Source organism: Xenorhabdus sp. NBAII XenSa04, from assembly GCF_963866145.1.
GTDB lineage: Bacteria > Pseudomonadota > Gammaproteobacteria > Enterobacterales > Enterobacteriaceae > Xenorhabdus > Xenorhabdus indica.
In genome coordinates, this window is the sequence record NZ_CAWMEB010000090.1 from 126,362 (window position 1) to 144,597 (window position 18,236).

Sequence of the window (18,236 nt, forward strand, 5' to 3'; positions counted from 1 at the left end):
CGTTATGCTCATGCGCTTACGGGAAATTGTTGAAAAGGTTGCGATGGCAACAAATTTATCGGATGCGCTTGGGCTATTAGTCAATGAAACCTGTTTAGCAATGAACACGGAAGTTTGTTCTATTTATCTGGCAGACCATCAGCGTTGTTGCTATTACCTGATGGCGACTAAGGGGTTAAAAAAGCCAGAAAAACGTGTAATCAGCCTCGCCTTTAATGAAGGTGTTGTGGGTGAAGTCGGGCGTTTGTCGGAATTAATCAACCTTGCTGATGTGCGTGACCATCCTAGTTTCAAATATATTCCTCAAGTAAAAGAAGAAAATCTGCGGGCCTTTTTAGGGGTTCCAATTATTTATCGTCGCCAATTGCAAGGAATTTTGGTTGTTCAACAAAATGAACGCCGATTATTTGATGAAAGTGAAGAGTCCTTTATGGTGACACTTGCTATGCAATTGGCTGCGATCCTTTCTCAAGCGCAGATCCGGGGACTGTTTGGTCAGTATCGCCAGACACGTATCAAGGCACTGGCGGTTTCCGATGGCATTGTCATGGCACAGGGATGGCAGGATTGTTCTCAGCCATCGCTCGAACAAGTATTTGAAGCATCAACACTGAATTATCAGGCTGAACGTTCTCGTTTGACCCAAGCCCTTGAACTGGCAACCGCAGAATGTCGTCGAATAAGTAAACGATTTACAGCCAGTTCACAAAAAGAAAGTGCTGCCATTTTTGATCTCTATTCCCATTTATTGAACGATCCCAAACTTAAACAGGATCTGTTTCATTCCGTTGATAGCGGCTCTATCGCAGAATGGGCGGTTAAGGCCGTGATTGAGAAATATGCAGAACAATTCGCCAGCCTGCAAGATGCTTATATGCGGGAAAGAGCCTCTGATTTACGCGCACTTGGGCAACGGGTATTGTTCCATCTGGATGATTCTTTTACTGGCAACAGCCAGTGGCCTGAACATTTCATTCTGGTTGCTGATGAGCTCAGTGCCAATTTACTGGCCGAAATACCACAGGATAAGCTGGCTGGTGTCATTGTACGGGATGGGGCAACGCACTCTCATTCCGCAATATTGGTCAGGGCAATGGGTATACCTGCGATTATGGGCGCAGACATTCAACCAGAACTACTGCATAACCGGATGTTGATTCTGGATGGCTATCGCGGAGAATTTTTTATTGAACCAGAGCCACTGGTTGTTCAGGAATATCGCCAACTTATTGAAGAAGAGCAGATGCTCAGCGAATTGGCTGAAGGCGAATTGCAACAAAAAGCACGTCTTAAGAATGGGGAAAGAGTATTTGTTCAGCTCAATGCGGGTTTGAGCTTGAAATATGAGCAACACATGGGTGATAGTATCGACGGTGTCGGGTTGTATCGTACTGAGATCCCTTTTATGTTGCATAGTGGTTTTCCATCCGAAGATGAACAGAAAAACCGCTACCAAGAAATGCTCACACTTTTTCCTGATAAGTCAGTCGTATTGCGGACGTTGGATGTTGGCGCTGACAAAAACCTTCCTTATATGCCAATTAACGAAGAAAACCCTTGTCTTGGCTGGCGGGGAATTCGCATTACCCTGGATCAGCCGGAAATATTTTTGATTCAGCTCAGAGCTATGCTGAAAGCCAATGTACAGACGGAGAACCTGAAAATATTGCTGCCGATGGTGAGCAGTATTGAAGAGATTGACGAAGCCAGGAAGTTGATCAACAGGGCAAAAGCAGAAGTTGAACGATCAGTTGCGACAACTATTACGATGCCACAAGTCGGGATCATGGTAGAAGTTCCTTCCTTGATCCTGCTGCTGCCACAATTGAAGAAACGCGTTGATTTTATCTCTATCGGTACAAACGATTTAACCCAGTATTTACTTGCGGTAGATCGTAATAATACACATGTCGCTTCTCTGTATGACAACCTGCATCCGGCAGTAATCAGAGCGTTAAAACAGATTATTGATGAAAGCCGGCGTATTGGCTTACCCGTTAGTGTTTGTGGTGAAATGGCAGGTTTGCCGATGGGGGCGCTGATTTTGATAGGTCTTGGTTATCGTAGCCTGAGCATGAGTGGTCGAAGTGTGCCGCGTATCAAGTACTTGCTGCATCATTTAGATTCGGACGAACTCAACTATTTTGTCAAAGAAGTATTAGAGGCGGAAACCAGCCAACAAGTGAGAGAGATTTCCTCTGCATTTCTGGAAACCCACGGTCTTGGTGGGTTGGTGCGTGGTGGCATTTAAGCGCCCATGCTATTATTTACGATTATTTGTCTTAGGGCATTAACACACAAATTCATTCACACAACATATTATTAGTGGGGAACGATGAGCACTAGCTACCTGGCATTTCCTAATATTGACCCTGTCATATTTTCAATCGGCCCCGTATCTCTCCACTGGTACGGTTTTATGTATCTGGTTGGTTTTGTTTTTGCTATGTGGTTAGCAAATCGTCGTGCGGCAAAACCAAACAGTGGCTGGAATAAGAACGAAGTAGAAAACTTGCTGTATGCAGGTTTTGCCGGGGTATTCATTGGTGGGCGCCTCGGTTATGTTCTGTTCTATAACCTGCCGATGTTCCTGAATAATCCTTTGTATCTGTTTAAGGTCTGGGACGGCGGAATGTCTTTTCACGGAGGATTGGTTGGTGTCATTTGTGCAATGTGGTGGTTCTCGCGCAGAACGAAACGCCACTTCCTGCAAACTGCTGATTTTGTTGCGCCACTGGTTCCTTTTGGCTTAGGTATGGGGCGTATCGGTAACTTTATTAATGGCGAGTTGTGGGGGCGTGTCACGCTTGATACACCGTGGGCAATGCTGTTTCCGGGTTCCCGTAGTGAAGATATTGCATTGGCAACCACCAATTCCTCGTTATGGCCTGTTTTGGAAAAGTATGGTGTCCTGCCGCGTCATCCTTCACAACTGTATGAAATGGTGCTGGAAGGCATTGTGCTGTTTATCATCCTGAATTTATTTATTCGTAAGCCACGCCCGATGGGAAGTGTCTCAGGGTTATTCCTGATTGGTTACGGTGTATTCCGTATCATCGTTGAGTTTTTCCGTCAACCTGATGCTCAACTTGGATTATTTGAAGGGATCAGTATGGGGCAAATCCTTTCCATGCCAATGATTTTAGCGGGGATTCTGATGATGGTATGGGCATATAAGTGTTCCCGCAACAACAATACTCGTAATAATACGCGAAATGATGAGGTACAAGAGGCAAAATGAAACAGTATCTGGATTTAATGAAAAAAGTGCTGGAAGAGGGTGCAGCAAAAGATGACCGTACAGGCACAGGGACACTTTCAATCTTTGGTCATCAGATGCGTTTCAATTTGCAAGAAGGTTTTCCGCTGGTAACAACCAAACGCTGCCATCTCCGCTCTATTATTCATGAACTGTTGTGGTTCCTGAACGGTGATACCAATATTAAATACCTGCATGATAATAGCGTTACTATCTGGGACGAATGGGCTGACGAAAATGGTGACTTAGGGCCAGTTTATGGTAAACAATGGCGCTCCTGGGGAGCAGCGGATGGTCGTCAGATTGATCAGCTAACCAATGTTATTGAACAATTAAAGAGTGATCCCGACTCCCGCCGGATCATTGTTTCTGCATGGAATGTTGGCGAATTGGACAAAATGGCTTTGGCACCCTGTCACGCATTTTTCCAGTTTTACGTGGCAGATGGCAAACTGTCTTGCCAGCTTTACCAGCGTTCCTGTGATGTATTTTTAGGATTACCATTTAACATTGCCAGCTATGCTTTGTTAGTTCATATGATGGCTCAGCAGTGTGATCTGGAAGTGGGGGATTTCGTCTGGACTGGCGGTGATACCCACCTTTACAGCAATCATATGGAGCAGACGAAACTGCAATTGAGCCGTGAACCCAAAGCGTTGCCAAAGTTGGTTATTAAGCGTAAGCCCGCATCTCTGTTCGATTATCGATTCGAAGACTTTGAAATTGTCGATTATGATCCGCATCCGGGTATTAAAGCCCCGGTGGCGATTTAATTCTGCATTATTTTTTCCATCCCTCTTTAGGGATGGAAAAAATATTTATCCGAAAAAATAATTTAGAATTTTAATTCATACCCTTATATTTCTGCCTGAAACTCATCTATTTCCTATTTCCTATTTCCTATTTCCTATTTCCTATTTCCTATTTCCTATTTCCTGATCACCAAGTCGAAGTCGTTAATTTGTGCAAATTTTAATCTCATTGGTCATGTTGTTGGACTGGCTCGCAAATAGAATGTAACAGAGCAATATACTGAGATTTCTCTTCAAATCTCCTCGCATAAATAAAAAATTACGCTTTTTATTTTCTTCCAAATTGAAGATATTTTCGCCAGCGAGAATTTAAACCAGTAAACAGAGAAATAGGCTGGATGCTGATGAGCGATAAGTACACTAACCGGCAAAGCGGATTTACATTGTTAGAGTTAATGATAGCAATGATATTAATTTCAATGAGTTTGCTCTACGGATTGCATAGTTGGGTAAATTACCAGAGTGGCTTGCAGTTGCAATCAGCCGTGCAGAATGTGTTGTCTTTTATGGAAAGGCAGCAGGCTCTGGCGAATTATATGAATCAGGAACGAACATTGTGGCTGGTGACTGGGCAATCCTGGTGTCTTGTTTCCTCAATTACCGTGAGTACAGATTGCAATGAAGGGGAAGGAGAGCGTGTCAGTTCACCACATGATGATGTGCTTCTGGTATCAACAACCAGTAAGCGAATCGATTTTTATGGTGTCAGAAATACCGCGATGCCAGCCAGCTTTGTACTGGCAAATTCTGCCGGAGAAATAAGTATCGTCATTTCAGGGAGAGGGCGAATCAGGACATGCAGTAATCATATAAATCAGCTTCCTGATTGTGGAGACATCAAAAACTCATGATATGGGCTATAAGCTGTTTCAGGCGAAACTGTTCCAGAGAAAATCAGTCAGGTTTTTCTCTGCTGGAAGTTCTGGTTGCTATGTTGATTGGCAGCGTAATTTTTATTGCGATGGCAAAGAGTTATCCTGTTTTATCCGGCCAGATACTCGATCTCTACCGTCAATACCGTCTCCACTACCTGGTGAATCGGGTAGCTCATATGATGGAAAAAGATCTCAGGCGGGCAGGCTATTGTCAGGACAGTAAACAATGTAAAGGAGAAGCGTTGGTGATTCAAAATAAAAATACCGAAGCTACCCATTCCTGTTTTATTGTCGCTTTTGACCTTAATTTAAATAATCAATGGGAAGAGCCTGAGCACACAGCCTCTGAATTTTTTGGTTACCGATTAAATAATCGTGCTCTTGAATGGAAAAGAGGAGCAGGAAATTGTCAGGAAAATAACTGGGAACGGCTTTTTGATCCCAAAGAAGTCACTATTGACACTTTTCACCTTGAAAAATCACAGTCAAAAAATAGGCTGATATTTATAACATTGTCCATCAAAGCCAGTTGGGTGAAATCTCCTTCTGTTGTTTATCACTACCAAACCATAATTCGGTTGCGCAACATAAGGAAATCACCTGGTGCATGACTTAAGCCAACAGCATAAAGACCAAAAAGGTAATGCTCTGTTGGTATCGATTCTTATGATGCTGACATTAAGTTTAATGACGCTGAAAGCACTGCATTACCAGCAAGAAAATGCCATGTTGATGATGTTTGATGAACAGAAATATCTGAATGCTTTTCAACAGGCAGAGTCATCATTGGCATGGGGTTCAGTACAGTCATGGCCGCTTCATTCACGGGAGTTGGGGAGCTGGATCTGTTTACAGAAATCAGGATCTTATTTGCAAAGTTGCCTCAGGCGTTATCAGGATGATCTTTTTCTGTTAAAGGGAATAGCATCGTTTTCTGCCGGAGAACATCTTGAACTTTATCAATGGATGAAACAGATGAAAGGTTCAAATCAGGATACACTTACTCCTGTTAAAAGTGGTTGGTTAGATTTTTGTCCTGTCATACCGATTGAATTTTGTTTATGAAAATATTTCGCAGGCATAAGCAGCAGAATGGCATAAGTTTGCCGGAAGTCATGGTGGCATCTGTCGTATTTGCTGTCTCGCTGTTAGGTTTAATGCGTTACCATCAGGCACTGTTATCAAATTTCCAGCAGTATTGGTTACAACTTAAGGCAGTAAAACTGGCACATGAGCAGTTGGAACAATATGAGTCATTAAAAGGAAAGATGATTGAAGGTGAAAAGGGATCACAACAAGGGTGGGAAACGGAGTTTCGACAGGAATTTCATCCATTGGGGTGCTATCAGATAACGGTAACTGTGACAAAAAGCTATAATCCTTCAGGTAAATTAGAACGCTGGTTTTGTGCAAGCGGGAGCATTGATGTTTAAAGTTTATCATTCAAATCAACTCGATATTCTGAAAGAGTTGATGGCGATATTTATCAGGGAGAACCCCCTCGCTAACCCATTTGACAAAGAAGTGATCCTGGTTCAAAGCCCCGGTATGTCACAGTGGCTGCAAATTCAACTGGCAGAGAAATTAGGGATTGCTGCAAATATGGAATTTCCTTTGCCGGCAACGTTTATCTGGCAGATGTTTACACAGGTATTGCCTGATGTTCCCAGAGAAGGTGCATTCAGCAAAGATGCCATGAAATGGAAACTGATGACACTTCTACCCAACCTGTTAACTGAGCCTGAGTTTGTGGTACTCAGACATTATCTCGATCAGGATCATGATAAACGTAAGATCCATCAGTTGGCAGGCAGAGTTGCTGACCTGTTTGACCAATACCTGGTTTATCGTCCTCAATGGCTGGAGAGCTGGGAAAGTGGGCAACTCATTGATGGACTAAGTGTGAACCAGGAATGGCAGAAACGGTTATGGATCGAGTTGATAGCGTACACGTATCAACTACAGCAACCTCTGTGGCATCGTGCCAACTTATATCATCGCTTTATTTCAGCATTGGAAGATGGAAATTTTCCACAGGAAAAACTGCCTTCACGGATCTTTATTTGTGGCATATCTTCTTTACCTCCCACTTACCTGCAAGTATTCAAGGCACTGGGTAAGCAGATTGATATCCACCTAATGTTCACTAACCCGTGCCAATATTATTGGGGTGATATTCAGAATTACGCATTTCTTGCTAAATTGAACAGCCGTAAACCTAGACATTACCGCAGTCAGCAATCATTAGAACGATTCAGAGATCCAGATAGTGCGCAATCCCTTTTTAATGAAGAAGGGGAACAGAATCTGAGTAACCCTTTACTGGCTTCATGGGGAAAATTAGGAAGAGATAATCTTTACCTGTTGTCCCAATTGGAGCCGGATGCTGACATCCATGCTTTTGTTGAACTGGAGCCAGATTGTATTCTGCATCAACTCCAGCGGGATATCTTGCATCTTGAAGATCATGCTCAAATTGGCTCTACAGAAAGCACATTCAAAAATAGTCTGAAGAAACGACAGATTGTCTGGGAAGATCATTCTCTGTCTTTTCATTCGTGCCACAGTCCACAGAGAGAAGTCGAGGTTTTGCAGGATCAAATACTGCGTCTGTTAGATGATAATCCTTCTCTGACACCGAGGGACATTATTGTCATGATGGCTGATATCGACAATTATACGCCCTATATTCAGGCCGTATTCGGTAACGCACCGGATGAACGTTATATTCCTTTTGCCATTTCTGATCGTAAAGCCCGTCAGGCACACCCGGTATTGCAGGCTTTTATTACTTTATTGGATTTACCTCAGAGCCGTTTTACAGCCGAGCAGGTATTAGCATTATTGGAAGTACCTTCTCTGGCTGATAAGTTCGCAATTCAGGAAGATGGGTTACGTTTATTGCGGCGTTGGGTAAAGGAATCCGGTATCCGTTGGGGGCTGGATGATGACAATATTGAAGCGCTGTCATTGCCTGCCACCGGGCAGAATACCTGGCATTTTGGTCTGACACGCATGTTGCTAGGTTATGCAATGGATAGCCACGCAGGCCCGTGGAATGAGGTTTTACCTTATGATGAATCCAGTGGCCTTGCCGCAGAACTGGCCGGGCAACTGGCTGAGTTTTTGATGGAATTAAATCGCTGGCGCAGGATTCTGAGTGAAGAGCAATCATTGACGGACTGGCTTGGTATTTGTCCACAATTGCTGGAAACCTTTTTTATTGCGGATAATGAAACCGAGCTGGTATTGGCATTGATCATCCAGCAATGGCAGAAGGTGATTGAGAATGGTTTGCATGCACATTATGACAAAAAAATACCCCTGATCTTACTGCGTGATGAGTTAGCTCTGCGTTTTGATGATGAGAAGATCAGCCAACGTTTTCTTGCGGGTTCCCTGAACTTTTGTACTCTGATGCCAATGCGCTCTATTCCCTTTAAAGTTGTTTGTTTGTTGGGAATGAATGATGGTATTTATCCACGAACAATCCCACCACTTGGCTTTGATCTGATGACAGAAAAAAGCCAGAGAGGGGACAGGAAACGGCGTGACGATGACCGTTATCTGTTTCTGGAAGCATTGATATCAGCAGAAGAGTGTTTGTATATCAGTTACATTGGTAAATCAATTCGCGATGATACAGAATGTAACCCTTCCGTATTGGTTAACGAACTGCTGGATTATGTTTGCCAGAGTTGCTGCTTGCCGGGAGATGAGATGCTCAATGTGGATGACAGTGCAAAAAAAGTCAGAAATCATCTGTTGCGGCAACATACGCGTGTCCCTTTTGCCACGGAAAACTTTCAACCCGATCATGAGCTACAAAGTTATGCGGTTGAATGGCTACCGGCAGCCAGTTTGCAAGGCATTTCCCCCGTTCATTTTGGTCAGCCGTTAGACTGCGATACTCGTGAGATAACAGAAGTGGCGTTGGATGATCTGGTTCGTTTTTATCGCCATCCGGTCAGGGCATTTTTTCAGCAAAAATTGAAAGTCCATTTTGTTATTGAAGAAACGGAATTACCTGAGGAAGAGCCTTTTGTATTGGATCATTTGCAGCGTTATCAATTCAATCAATTGTTATTGAACATTTTGCTTGAGCAGGGGCAACCTGACTCATTGTTTTATCACCTCCGTGCATCAGGTGGGTTGCCACACGGTGCATTTGGTGAAGTATATTGGCGGAATCAGCTTGAGGCGATGCAGCCATTGGCAGATAAGGTACGAGAGGAGAGAATGGACTCTTCTGTCATAGCATTACGCCATGAATTAGATGCTGTTACTCTGACCGGAAAAATTAACCAAGTTCAATCTGACGGAATTTTATGTTGGCGTCCGGCGAACTTAACTGCCAATGATGGTATCCAACTATGGATTGAACATCTTGCTTACTGCTTCTCAGGAGGAGAAGGTGAAAGTCGCATGTATGGAAGGGAAAGCAGTGTATGGCATTTTTCACCATTGACAACCGATGAAGCCAAGAACTATCTGAATCAGTTGGTTGCAGGCTATTTTCAAGGGATGTCCGAGCCTCTTCCTCTGTTCTGCCGAAGTGGTTGGGCATGGCTGGAGGCTTGTTACGACAAGGAAAGCCAGCAGATTAATTTTAGTGAGGAAGCTCAGCAAAAAGCGGAAAGCAAATTAATGCAGCAATGGCTAGGAACACAAGGAAAAAAGGGTGAATTTAGTGATGCTTATACTCAAAGAGCTTTCAGGCAGGTGGATCAATCATTTTGGGTACGCATGAAACGCGAAGTGCAGAACTACTTGTTGCCTATGGCGTACTATTTAAAGAAGAAATAGCTTAAAGAAGAAATAGGGAGAATATTAGGTTATGCCTAAATATGTTATTCGCATCACGATGATGCTTTTTCTACTTTTCTGGGGAGAAACAACATATGCCGAATCGCCTTGGCAACCGTTACCGGAAACCATTCATAAAAGTGAGCGTGATTTCCGTGAATATAAAGCTATCCAACTGAAAAATGACATGACAGTTCTGCTGGTTTCAGATGAAAAAGCAGTTAAATCATTGGCGGCTGTGGCAATCCCCGTTGGTCATATGCAGAATCCAGATAATCAGCTTGGACTGGCACACTATTTGGAACACATGGTATTTATGGGGTCTAAACGCTATCCTCAGCCCGGCAGCTTTGATGGTTTCTTACAGAAACATGGAGGGAGCGGCAATGCCAGCACTTCACCCAACCGCACAGCCTTTTATTTGGAAGTTGAGAATGGTTCTTTGGCAGAGGCGACAGATCGTCTGGCCGATGCACTTGCAGAGCCTTTGTTAGATCCTGAGAGTACTGATTGGGAGCGCCATGCCGTTGATAACGAAATGACCATTGCTCGTGCCGGAGAAGGGCACCGCATCTGGCAGATCCGTTCGGAAACCTTGAATCCGGCTCATCCGAATTCCCGTTTTGCGGGGGGAAATCTGGAAACCCTGAAAGATAAACCAGACAGTAAGTTACAGACTGCACTGGTTGATTTTTATCAGCGTTATTACTCTGGCAATTTGATGAAAGGTGTCCTGTATGGCAATCAGCCGATAGAAAAATTAGCTCAGATTGCGGTGGATACTTTTGGCCGTATTCCGAATCGACATGCTTCCGTCTCTGCCATTACGGTTCCGGCGATAACAGATAAAGAAAGAAATGTCATTATCCATTACGTGCCATTTAAACCTTATAAATCGTTGCAACTGGAATTCAGCATTGCCGATAATAGCGCTGATTTTCGCAGTAAAACTGATGCCTATATTGGCTATCTGATTGGTAACCGCAGTGAGAATACCCTGTCTGACTGGTTACTGAAACAGGGGCTGGCCGAAGGGATCAGTGCCAGTGCCAGCCCGAAAACAGATGGTAATTCCGGTTCATTCAGTATTTATGTCACATTGACAGACAAAGGGCTTGAGCGGCGTGATCAGGTTATTGCGGCTATCTTTTCTTACATTAACCTGCTAAAGCAAAAAGGCATTCAAAAAAGCTATTTTGATGAAATGGCTAAAGTATTCAATTTATCATTCCAGTATGCCTCAATCGTACGGGATATGAACTATATTCAGTCGTTAGTTGATGCCATGTTACAGGTGCCTGTTTCTCATGTGGTGGATGCTTGCTATCTTGCGGATGAATACAACCCTCAGGCTATTGCCAGCCGTTTGGCTCAATTGACACCTGAAAATGCTCGCATTTGGTTTATCAGCCCGAAAGAGCCACATAACAAAGAGGCTTATTTTGTTCAGGCACCTTATCAGGTTAATAAAATTACTCAACAACAGCGTAATGAGTGGCAAAAACTGGAAAAAGGTATTTCATTCTCTTTACCAGAACTGAACCCTTATATTCCTGATAATTTGTCCCTGATTAAGACATCTGGCAGCCAGAAACATCCCAAAATGATTCTGGAACAGCCGAGTGTTCGTCTGCTGTATATGCCAAGTCAATATTTTGCCGATGAACCGAAAGCAAGCATCGCATTGGATCTGCGCAATGCTGATGGAGTGAAGAGCGCCAAAGAACAGGTGACTTACGCTCTGTTGTCTTATTTGTCTTCTCTTGCACTGGATCAGCTTGGTTATCAGGCGTCCGTCGGAGGTCTGGCGATGACAACCGAGTATAGTGATGGGTTGCAAATCGGGGCATATGGTTATACCCAACATTTACCTGAATTGTTAACTTCTGCTATCAGCCAGTATATGGCATTTATACCAACTCCGGCTGAACTGAAACAAGCGAAGTCTTGGTATCGTAACCAGTTGGAAATCGCCAATGAAGGCAAAGCCTATGAAATGGCAATGCAGCCGGTTTCTCGTTTATCCAATGTTCCTTATATTGAACAGTCTGAACGCTTAAAAGCGATGGATAGCATCAATGTTGATGATATTGTTAAATACCGTCATAAGATGATCCACAATTCTGCTTTACAGGCGGTCGTCTTCGGTAATTTAACCGAAAAACAGAGTATTGATATTGTTATATCTGCGCATAAGCAGCTCGCCAACCAGGGTACTGTGTGGTGGAGTGGCGAAAATGTCGAATTGAAACGTAATTATGCTGTTAACTTTGAAGGCACTTCCAGTAGCACTGATAATGCACTGGCGGAAGTCTACATCCCGACGGGATATGATCGCATTAATGGATATGCCTATTCTAATCTTCTGAGTAGTATTTTATCGACTTGGTTCTATGATCAATTAAGAACAACAGAGCAATTGGGTTATGCGGTTTTTGCCTTCAATACAAGGGTAGGAGAACAATGGGGACTCGGCTTCCTGTTGCAGAGTAACAGCGAACAGCCTGATTACCTGCACCAGCGTTACCAGAGTTTCTATCAGCAAACTAAGAAAAAATTGCAGGCAATGTCTGATGCAAATTTTGAGCAGTATAAAACAGTATTGCTGACAGAGATGCGCCAACCACCACAAACGTTTTCTGCGGAAGCATCCCGTTACGGCAGTGATTTTGGTCTTAATAACTTCAAATTTGATTCAAGAGAGAAAATGATTGCCTCTCTTGAAAAAGTGACGAAAGCACAATTGATTGAATTTTATGATAAAGCAGTCATGAAACGTCAGGGTTTAGCACTGATTTCACAAATTACAGGGAAGAAAGGCTCACTTCATCAATATGCAGAGTTGAAAGGCTGGAAGACTTACCCGAATGTATCCGCTTTTCAGAAACAATTACCGATTAAGGTGAATGCTCAGTGAGCACAGAAATACCCCGTAACATAACGTCTCATAAACTTAACCCGTTAACATTGCCGCTGCATGGTCAGCGGCTGATTGAGGCTTCAGCAGGTACGGGAAAAACCTACACGATAGGTTTACTCTACCTGCGTTTGTTACTCGGATTGGGCGGCAATGCCGCCTTTTCCCGTCCGCTTAATGTTGAAGAGATCTTGGTTGTAACATTTACCAAGGCAGCAACAGATGAATTGCGTGGACGTATTCGTAAAAATATCCACCAGTTGCGACTGGCATGCATTCGGCAGAATAACGCGGTAAATGATCCGGTTTATCAGCAATTGCTGGCAGAGATCCCCGACAGGCAAAGTGCGGCGGATTGGTTACTGGCTGCTGAACGTCAAATGGACGAAGCGGCAATTTACACCATTCATGGCTTCTGCCAGCGCATGTTGGTGCACAATGCGTTTGAATCCGGCATTCTGTTTGAGCAAACGTTGATTCAGGATGAATATCCACTTCGAAAGCAAAGTTGTGCTGATTTCTGGCGGCGCCACTGTTATCCGTTGTCGCTATCAATGGCGACGGTGATCAGTCAGGAATGGAGTGGGCCAGATGCTCTGTTGGAAGATATATCTGATCATCTTCGAGGGGATATTCCATATATCATCAACGCGCCGGACGGTGATGAAACCTTAGTTAGCCGCCACGAAAAGATTATTGCTTTGATTGATGGGGTCAAACAGCAGTGGAATGAGGCTGTACAGGATTTACAAGCGCTGATTGGTAATTCTGGGGTAGATAAGCGCAGTTACAGTAAGAATAATTTACCAAATTGGCTGAATAGCGTTTCTGAGTGGGCTAAATCACAAACCAGAGATTATCAACTTCCTAAAGACTTGGATAAATTTTGCCAGTCAAGATTGGAAGAAAAAACCAAAAAGGGTGACGTTCCCCGGCATCCCGTGTTTACGGCCATTGATGACTTATATCAACAACCACTAACCATACGCGACATCATCATCTCCAAAGCGATTGTTGAAGTACGCCAGTCCATCAATCAGGAAAAACTGATGCGTGGGCATATGGGCTTTGACGACTTACTGACGCGATTGGATACCGCTTTGAAGCGTGAAGGTGGAGAAAAACTGGCGGAAACCATCCGGCAACGTTACCCCGTTGCGATGATCGATGAGTTTCAGGACACTGACCCGCAGCAATACCGAATTTTTCAGGCCATATATCGTCATCAAGCGGAAAATGGTTTGTTGTTCATTGGTGACCCCAAACAAGCAATTTATGCATTTCGCGGGGCGGATATTTTCACCTACATTCAGGCGCGTGCCCAAGTGAGTGCGCATTACACGTTGGAAACTAACTGGCGTTCTTCTGCTCCGATGGTACAAGTGGTCAATAAGTTGTTTTCCCATACAGAGCGTCCGTTTCTGTTTGACCAAATTCCGTTTATTCACGTCAACTCAGCAGAGAAAAATCACGACCTGAAATTCTTGCTCCATGAGCAGGAACAAACAGCCTTGCAGTTCTGGTTCCAGTCTGGAGAGGGAGTTTCAAAAAGGGATTACGAACAGGGCATGGCACGATTGTGTGCTGCTCAAATCAGAGATTGGTTACTGGCAGGGCAGGAAGGGAATGCGCTGTTGCAACGGGGTGAAAAAAGCAGGCCTGTTACAGCGGCGGATATTACGGTATTGGTGCGTAGTCGCAGTGAAGCCGCATTGGTTCGTGATGAGTTGAATAAATTACAGATCCCATCTGTCTTCCTTTCCAATCGTGAGAATGTATTTGATACGCCAGAAGCTAAAGACTTGCTCTGGCTTCTGCAAGCGGTGTTATCACCAGAAAAGGAACGTGTACTCAGAAGTGCATTAGCCAGTAGTTTATTTGGCTTAAGTGCCCGGCAGATTGATCAGCTAAACCATGATGAAACAGCATGGAATACGTTGGTGGATGAGTTTGACAGTTATGCCCGGTTGTGGCGCTTACGTGGTGTTTTGCCGATGTTACGGGCAGTCATGGGAAAATACCGAATTTCAGAGAATCTCTTGGCAGGATATGACGGTGAGCGTCGTTTGACTGATATTATGCATATTAGTGAACTGTTGCAGGAAGAATCGTTGCAATTGGATAGTGAACATTCAGTGGTTCGCTGGCTGGCACAGCAGATTTCCCGTCCTGATCCACAGTTAGAAAGTCAGCAAATGCGTCTGGAAAGTGATAAACATCTGGTTCAGATTTGTACCATCCACAAATCAAAGGGGCTCGAGTACCCTTTGGTCTGGCTGCCTTTTATTTGTAGCTTCAAAAAACAGGAACGGGCTATTTATCACGATCGTCAGAATTTTGAAACCCATTTCAGTATCTTTGAGGATAGTGAAAAACTGGCATTAGCCGATGAAGAGCGGTTGGCGGAAGATTTGCGTCTGCTCTATGTGGCTTTAACGCGAGCGGTGTATCACTGTAGTGTCGGTGTTGCGCCATTGATTCAGGGGAATAAGAAAAAAACCGGGGATACGGATTTACATCTTTCCGCTCTTGGTTATTTGGTGCAAAAAGGGCAGAAAGGTGATGCAGCGTTACTGGAATGTAGCTTAAATGAACTCAAAGATGACAATATTCAGGTGATACCGATAAAGGATATTGGTGATGAAAGATGGGAACCCAGAAGTGAAGATGTGTTATTACTGGCTGCCAGAAAATTCCGGCGCGCCATTCGGGATGACTGGCGGGTAACCAGTTATTCCGGCTTACAGAGTTCAGTTTCTCATAATTATATCAGCTCTCAGGCTCATGTCAGTGCGTTTGGCGAATCAGTAGAAGTGATTGTCCAATCCATTGCACCGAAACTTGATATTGACGTTCGTGGTGAAAAACAAGTTGAACCATCAATGCTGATGACACCGCATACTTTTCCGCGCGGGGCATCAGCTGGAACGTTTTTACATTCAGTTCTGGAAGAGCTGGATTTCAGCTCTCGGCCGGATCAGATCTGGTTGGCGGAAAAGCTGACAACCGCAGGTTTTGATGAGAGCTGGGCATCAGTATTGCAGCAATGGATGATGGATATCCAGACCGCAGCGTTAAATGAACAAGGAATGCGGCTTGCGGATGTTCCACATTATCATCAACAAAACGAAATGCAGTTTTATCTGCCGGTTGATAATTTACTGCGTTCCAACGCATTGGATGCCTTAACCCATCGTTATGATCCCTTGTCAGCACAGTGCGCTCCTTTGTCCTTCCATCAGGTCAAAGGTATGTTGAAAGGGTTTATTGACTTGGTATTTTGCTGGCAGGATAAGTTTTACGTGGTGGATTATAAATCGAACTGGTTGGGAGAAAGCAGCGAATCATACACTCAGGAAGCTATGGCCTCAGCCATGATAGAGCATCGGTATGATTTGCAATACCAACTCTATACGCTGGCACTGCATCGTTATTTACGCCATCGATTGACGGACTATGATTATCGGCAGCATTTTGGTGGGGTGATATATTTGTTTCTGCGTGGCATTGATAACAATAATCCGGGACAGGGTATTTATCGCTATCTGCCACCGGTTGAATTTGTTGATGCACTGGATATGCTCTTTAGTACCGTCGATTGTACTGTTGACTGTATAAACGACGATTGTGCAACTGATGAGGAACAAAGTGCATGAGTGCAGTCATGAACGTAATGCCATTATTGCAGCAAGCTGTTGCTCAAAAATTGCTGCGTCCGTTAGATGTGCAGTTTGCCTATGCGATGATTGAAGATGAAAATCCATTATTATTGCTGATTACTGCCTATTTGAGTGCAGAAGCGGGGGCGGGTCATGTTTGCCTGCCTTTGAACAGGATTTCACCTGAACATTTATTTGAAGGGCGACATCCTGAGTTAGTGGCATCACTGTGGACTTTAGTAGGAAAACCCAGTCAACAACAAATGATTGCTGTCTTGCAGGCATGCCCGGCAATAGGCGATGGGCAGTTTCCCACACCGATAATACTTTCTGGTTATCGCCTTTACTTGCAGCGGATGTGGCAAAGTGAACGTCGGATAGCCGCGTTTTTTGCTGATGTGGCACTGGCTGATGATATTGATGAAATACAGCTACGGAACATTTTAGATGAACTTTTTGGTGTCGCTGTTGAAAGTGAAATCGATTGGCAGAAAGTGGCAGCAGCAGTGGCTGTCACCAGCCGTATTTCTGTTATCTCTGGCGGGCCGGGAACCGGAAAAACAACAACAGTAGCGAAGTTGCTGGCCACATTGATTAAATTGAATGAAGGAAATCCATTGAGTATTCAACTGGCGGCTCCTACAGGGAAAGCGGCTGCCAGATTGACTGAATCGCTTGGGGAGGCAGTCAACAAACTGGCTTTGACAGATGAACAGCGGCGGAATATCCCTGAGCAGGCACAAACCATCCATCGCTTGCTGGGAGCACAGCCTGAAAGCCAAAAACTCCGTTATCATCGTGATAATCCGCTTACCCTTGATATCCTGATTGTTGATGAAGCCTCCATGGTAGATTTACCCATGATGGCGCGTTTGATTGATGCCCTGCCAGCAAAAGCAAAAGTGATTTTTCTGGGGGATAAAGATCAGTTGGCTTCTGTAGAAGCGGGAGCGGTATTGGGAGATATCTGTCGTTTTGCTGAACAAGGATACAGTATCGATCGTGCAAATCAATTGACGAAGTTAACGGGTTGCCAGTTAGTGTCATATTCAATATCTGAGCCAGAAGATATAACTCTGACAGTGCGGGATTGTTTATGTTTGCTGCGTAAGAGTTATCGTTTTAATGCTGCCTCTGGTATTGGGCAACTGGCTTCAGCAGTCAATCAGGGGGACAGTAAGCGTGTTACAACTGTATTAAGGCAATCTCTGTCTGATGTGGACTTTAATCCCCTTGCAGAAGATGAAGACTATCAGCGTTTGTTGATTGAAACTACAGAAAGTTATTCCTGCTATTTGGCGCTGGTGAACGAAAAGGCACCTGAAAAGACTATCCTGGTCGAATTTAACCGTTTCAGGTTGTTATGTGCTTTAAGAGAAGGGCCGTTTGGTGTCAGTGGATTGAACCAGCGAGTGGAACAATTGCTGCATCGTAAGGGAATGATTGCTTTACCCAAATATACGGGAAATCAGTTTATGGAGAATCGGGGCTATGCCGGACGGCCGATCATGATTTTGCGCAATGACAGCACATTGGGGCTGTTTAATGGTGATATTGGTATTATGCTTAAGGATCAGAATAATGAGTTGAAAGCCTATTTCCAGTTATCGGACGGGCAGATCAAACCTTTTCAGCCAAGCCGTTTGCCCCTGCATGAAACGGCGTATGTAATGACAGTGCACAAATCACAAGGCTCTGAGTTTGAGCATACAGCATTAGTGTTACCAACCCAGTTTTCTCCTGTTGTGAGCCGGGAGCTGGTTTATACGGCTTTGACCCGCGCTCGTGAGAAATTGACGCTATACGCACATAAGGGAGTTTTGTCTAAGGCTGTTGCGACACCCACTCAAAGGCGGAGTGGGTTAATAGAATGGCTTAAGGCATAAATCCTCAAGATTATAAACCTTC

11 protein-coding genes are annotated in these 18,236 nt (G+C 44.1%); all 11 read left to right on the forward strand.

Going from position 1 to position 18,236, the window contains the following annotated elements:
* Positions 1 to 4 precede the first annotated feature (4 nt).
* The gene (gene ptsP / locus AAC147_RS05155) at positions 5 to 2,251 is read left to right on the forward strand and encodes a phosphoenolpyruvate--protein phosphotransferase (RefSeq protein WP_047679353.1); all 2,247 of its coding nucleotides are present in this window, start codon (positions 5 to 7) and stop codon (positions 2,249 to 2,251) included.
* A gap of 84 nt (positions 2,252 to 2,335) precedes the next feature.
* The gene (gene lgt, locus AAC147_RS05160) at positions 2,336 to 3,241 is read left to right on the forward strand and encodes a prolipoprotein diacylglyceryl transferase (RefSeq protein WP_047679355.1); all 906 of its coding nucleotides are present in this window, start codon (positions 2,336 to 2,338) and stop codon (positions 3,239 to 3,241) included.
* A complete protein-coding gene (thyA, locus tag AAC147_RS05165) occupies positions 3,238 to 4,032 on the forward strand; it encodes a thymidylate synthase (RefSeq protein ID WP_047679357.1) in 795 nt (264 codons plus the stop codon). The genes lgt and thyA overlap by 4 nt, the downstream gene beginning before the upstream one ends.
* A gap of 383 nt (positions 4,033 to 4,415) precedes the next feature.
* Positions 4,416 to 4,922 carry a prepilin peptidase-dependent protein gene (locus AAC147_RS05170; protein ID WP_156115320.1) on the forward strand — a complete coding sequence of 169 codons (507 nt, stop codon included), beginning with the start codon at positions 4,416 to 4,418 and terminating at the stop codon, positions 4,920 to 4,922.
* Complete coding sequence (locus AAC147_RS05175; protein WP_047679359.1) at positions 4,919 to 5,557, forward strand: prepilin peptidase-dependent protein; 639 nt, start codon at positions 4,919 to 4,921, stop codon at positions 5,555 to 5,557. The genes AAC147_RS05170 and AAC147_RS05175 overlap by 4 nt, the downstream gene beginning before the upstream one ends.
* Positions 5,550 to 6,011: a YgdB family protein gene (locus AAC147_RS05180; RefSeq protein ID WP_231571328.1), complete on the forward strand. Its 462-nt coding sequence runs from the start codon at positions 5,550 to 5,552 to the stop codon at positions 6,009 to 6,011. The genes AAC147_RS05175 and AAC147_RS05180 overlap by 8 nt, the downstream gene beginning before the upstream one ends.
* Positions 6,008 to 6,379: a prepilin-type N-terminal cleavage/methylation domain-containing protein gene (locus AAC147_RS05185; protein WP_047679363.1), complete on the forward strand. Its 372-nt coding sequence runs from the start codon at positions 6,008 to 6,010 to the stop codon at positions 6,377 to 6,379. The genes AAC147_RS05180 and AAC147_RS05185 overlap by 4 nt, the downstream gene beginning before the upstream one ends.
* A complete protein-coding gene (gene recC, locus AAC147_RS05190) occupies positions 6,372 to 9,752 on the forward strand; it encodes an exodeoxyribonuclease V subunit gamma (RefSeq protein WP_047679365.1) in 3,381 nt (1,126 codons plus the stop codon). The genes AAC147_RS05185 and recC overlap by 8 nt, the downstream gene beginning before the upstream one ends.
* Positions 9,753 to 9,783: 31 nt before the next feature.
* Entirely contained in the window at positions 9,784 to 12,669 is a 2,886-nt protein-coding gene (ptrA, locus tag AAC147_RS05195; RefSeq protein WP_047679367.1) for a pitrilysin, read from the forward strand.
* Positions 12,666 to 16,325, forward strand: coding sequence for an exodeoxyribonuclease V subunit beta (gene recB, locus AAC147_RS05200; RefSeq protein ID WP_081988956.1), 3,660 nt, complete (start codon positions 12,666 to 12,668; stop codon positions 16,323 to 16,325). Before ptrA ends, recB begins: the two co-directional genes overlap by 4 nt.
* Complete coding sequence (gene recD / locus AAC147_RS05205) at positions 16,322 to 18,214, forward strand: exodeoxyribonuclease V subunit alpha (protein WP_047679369.1); 1,893 nt, start codon at positions 16,322 to 16,324, stop codon at positions 18,212 to 18,214. The genes recB and recD overlap by 4 nt, the downstream gene beginning before the upstream one ends.
* Positions 18,215 to 18,236: the final 22 nt, after the last annotated feature.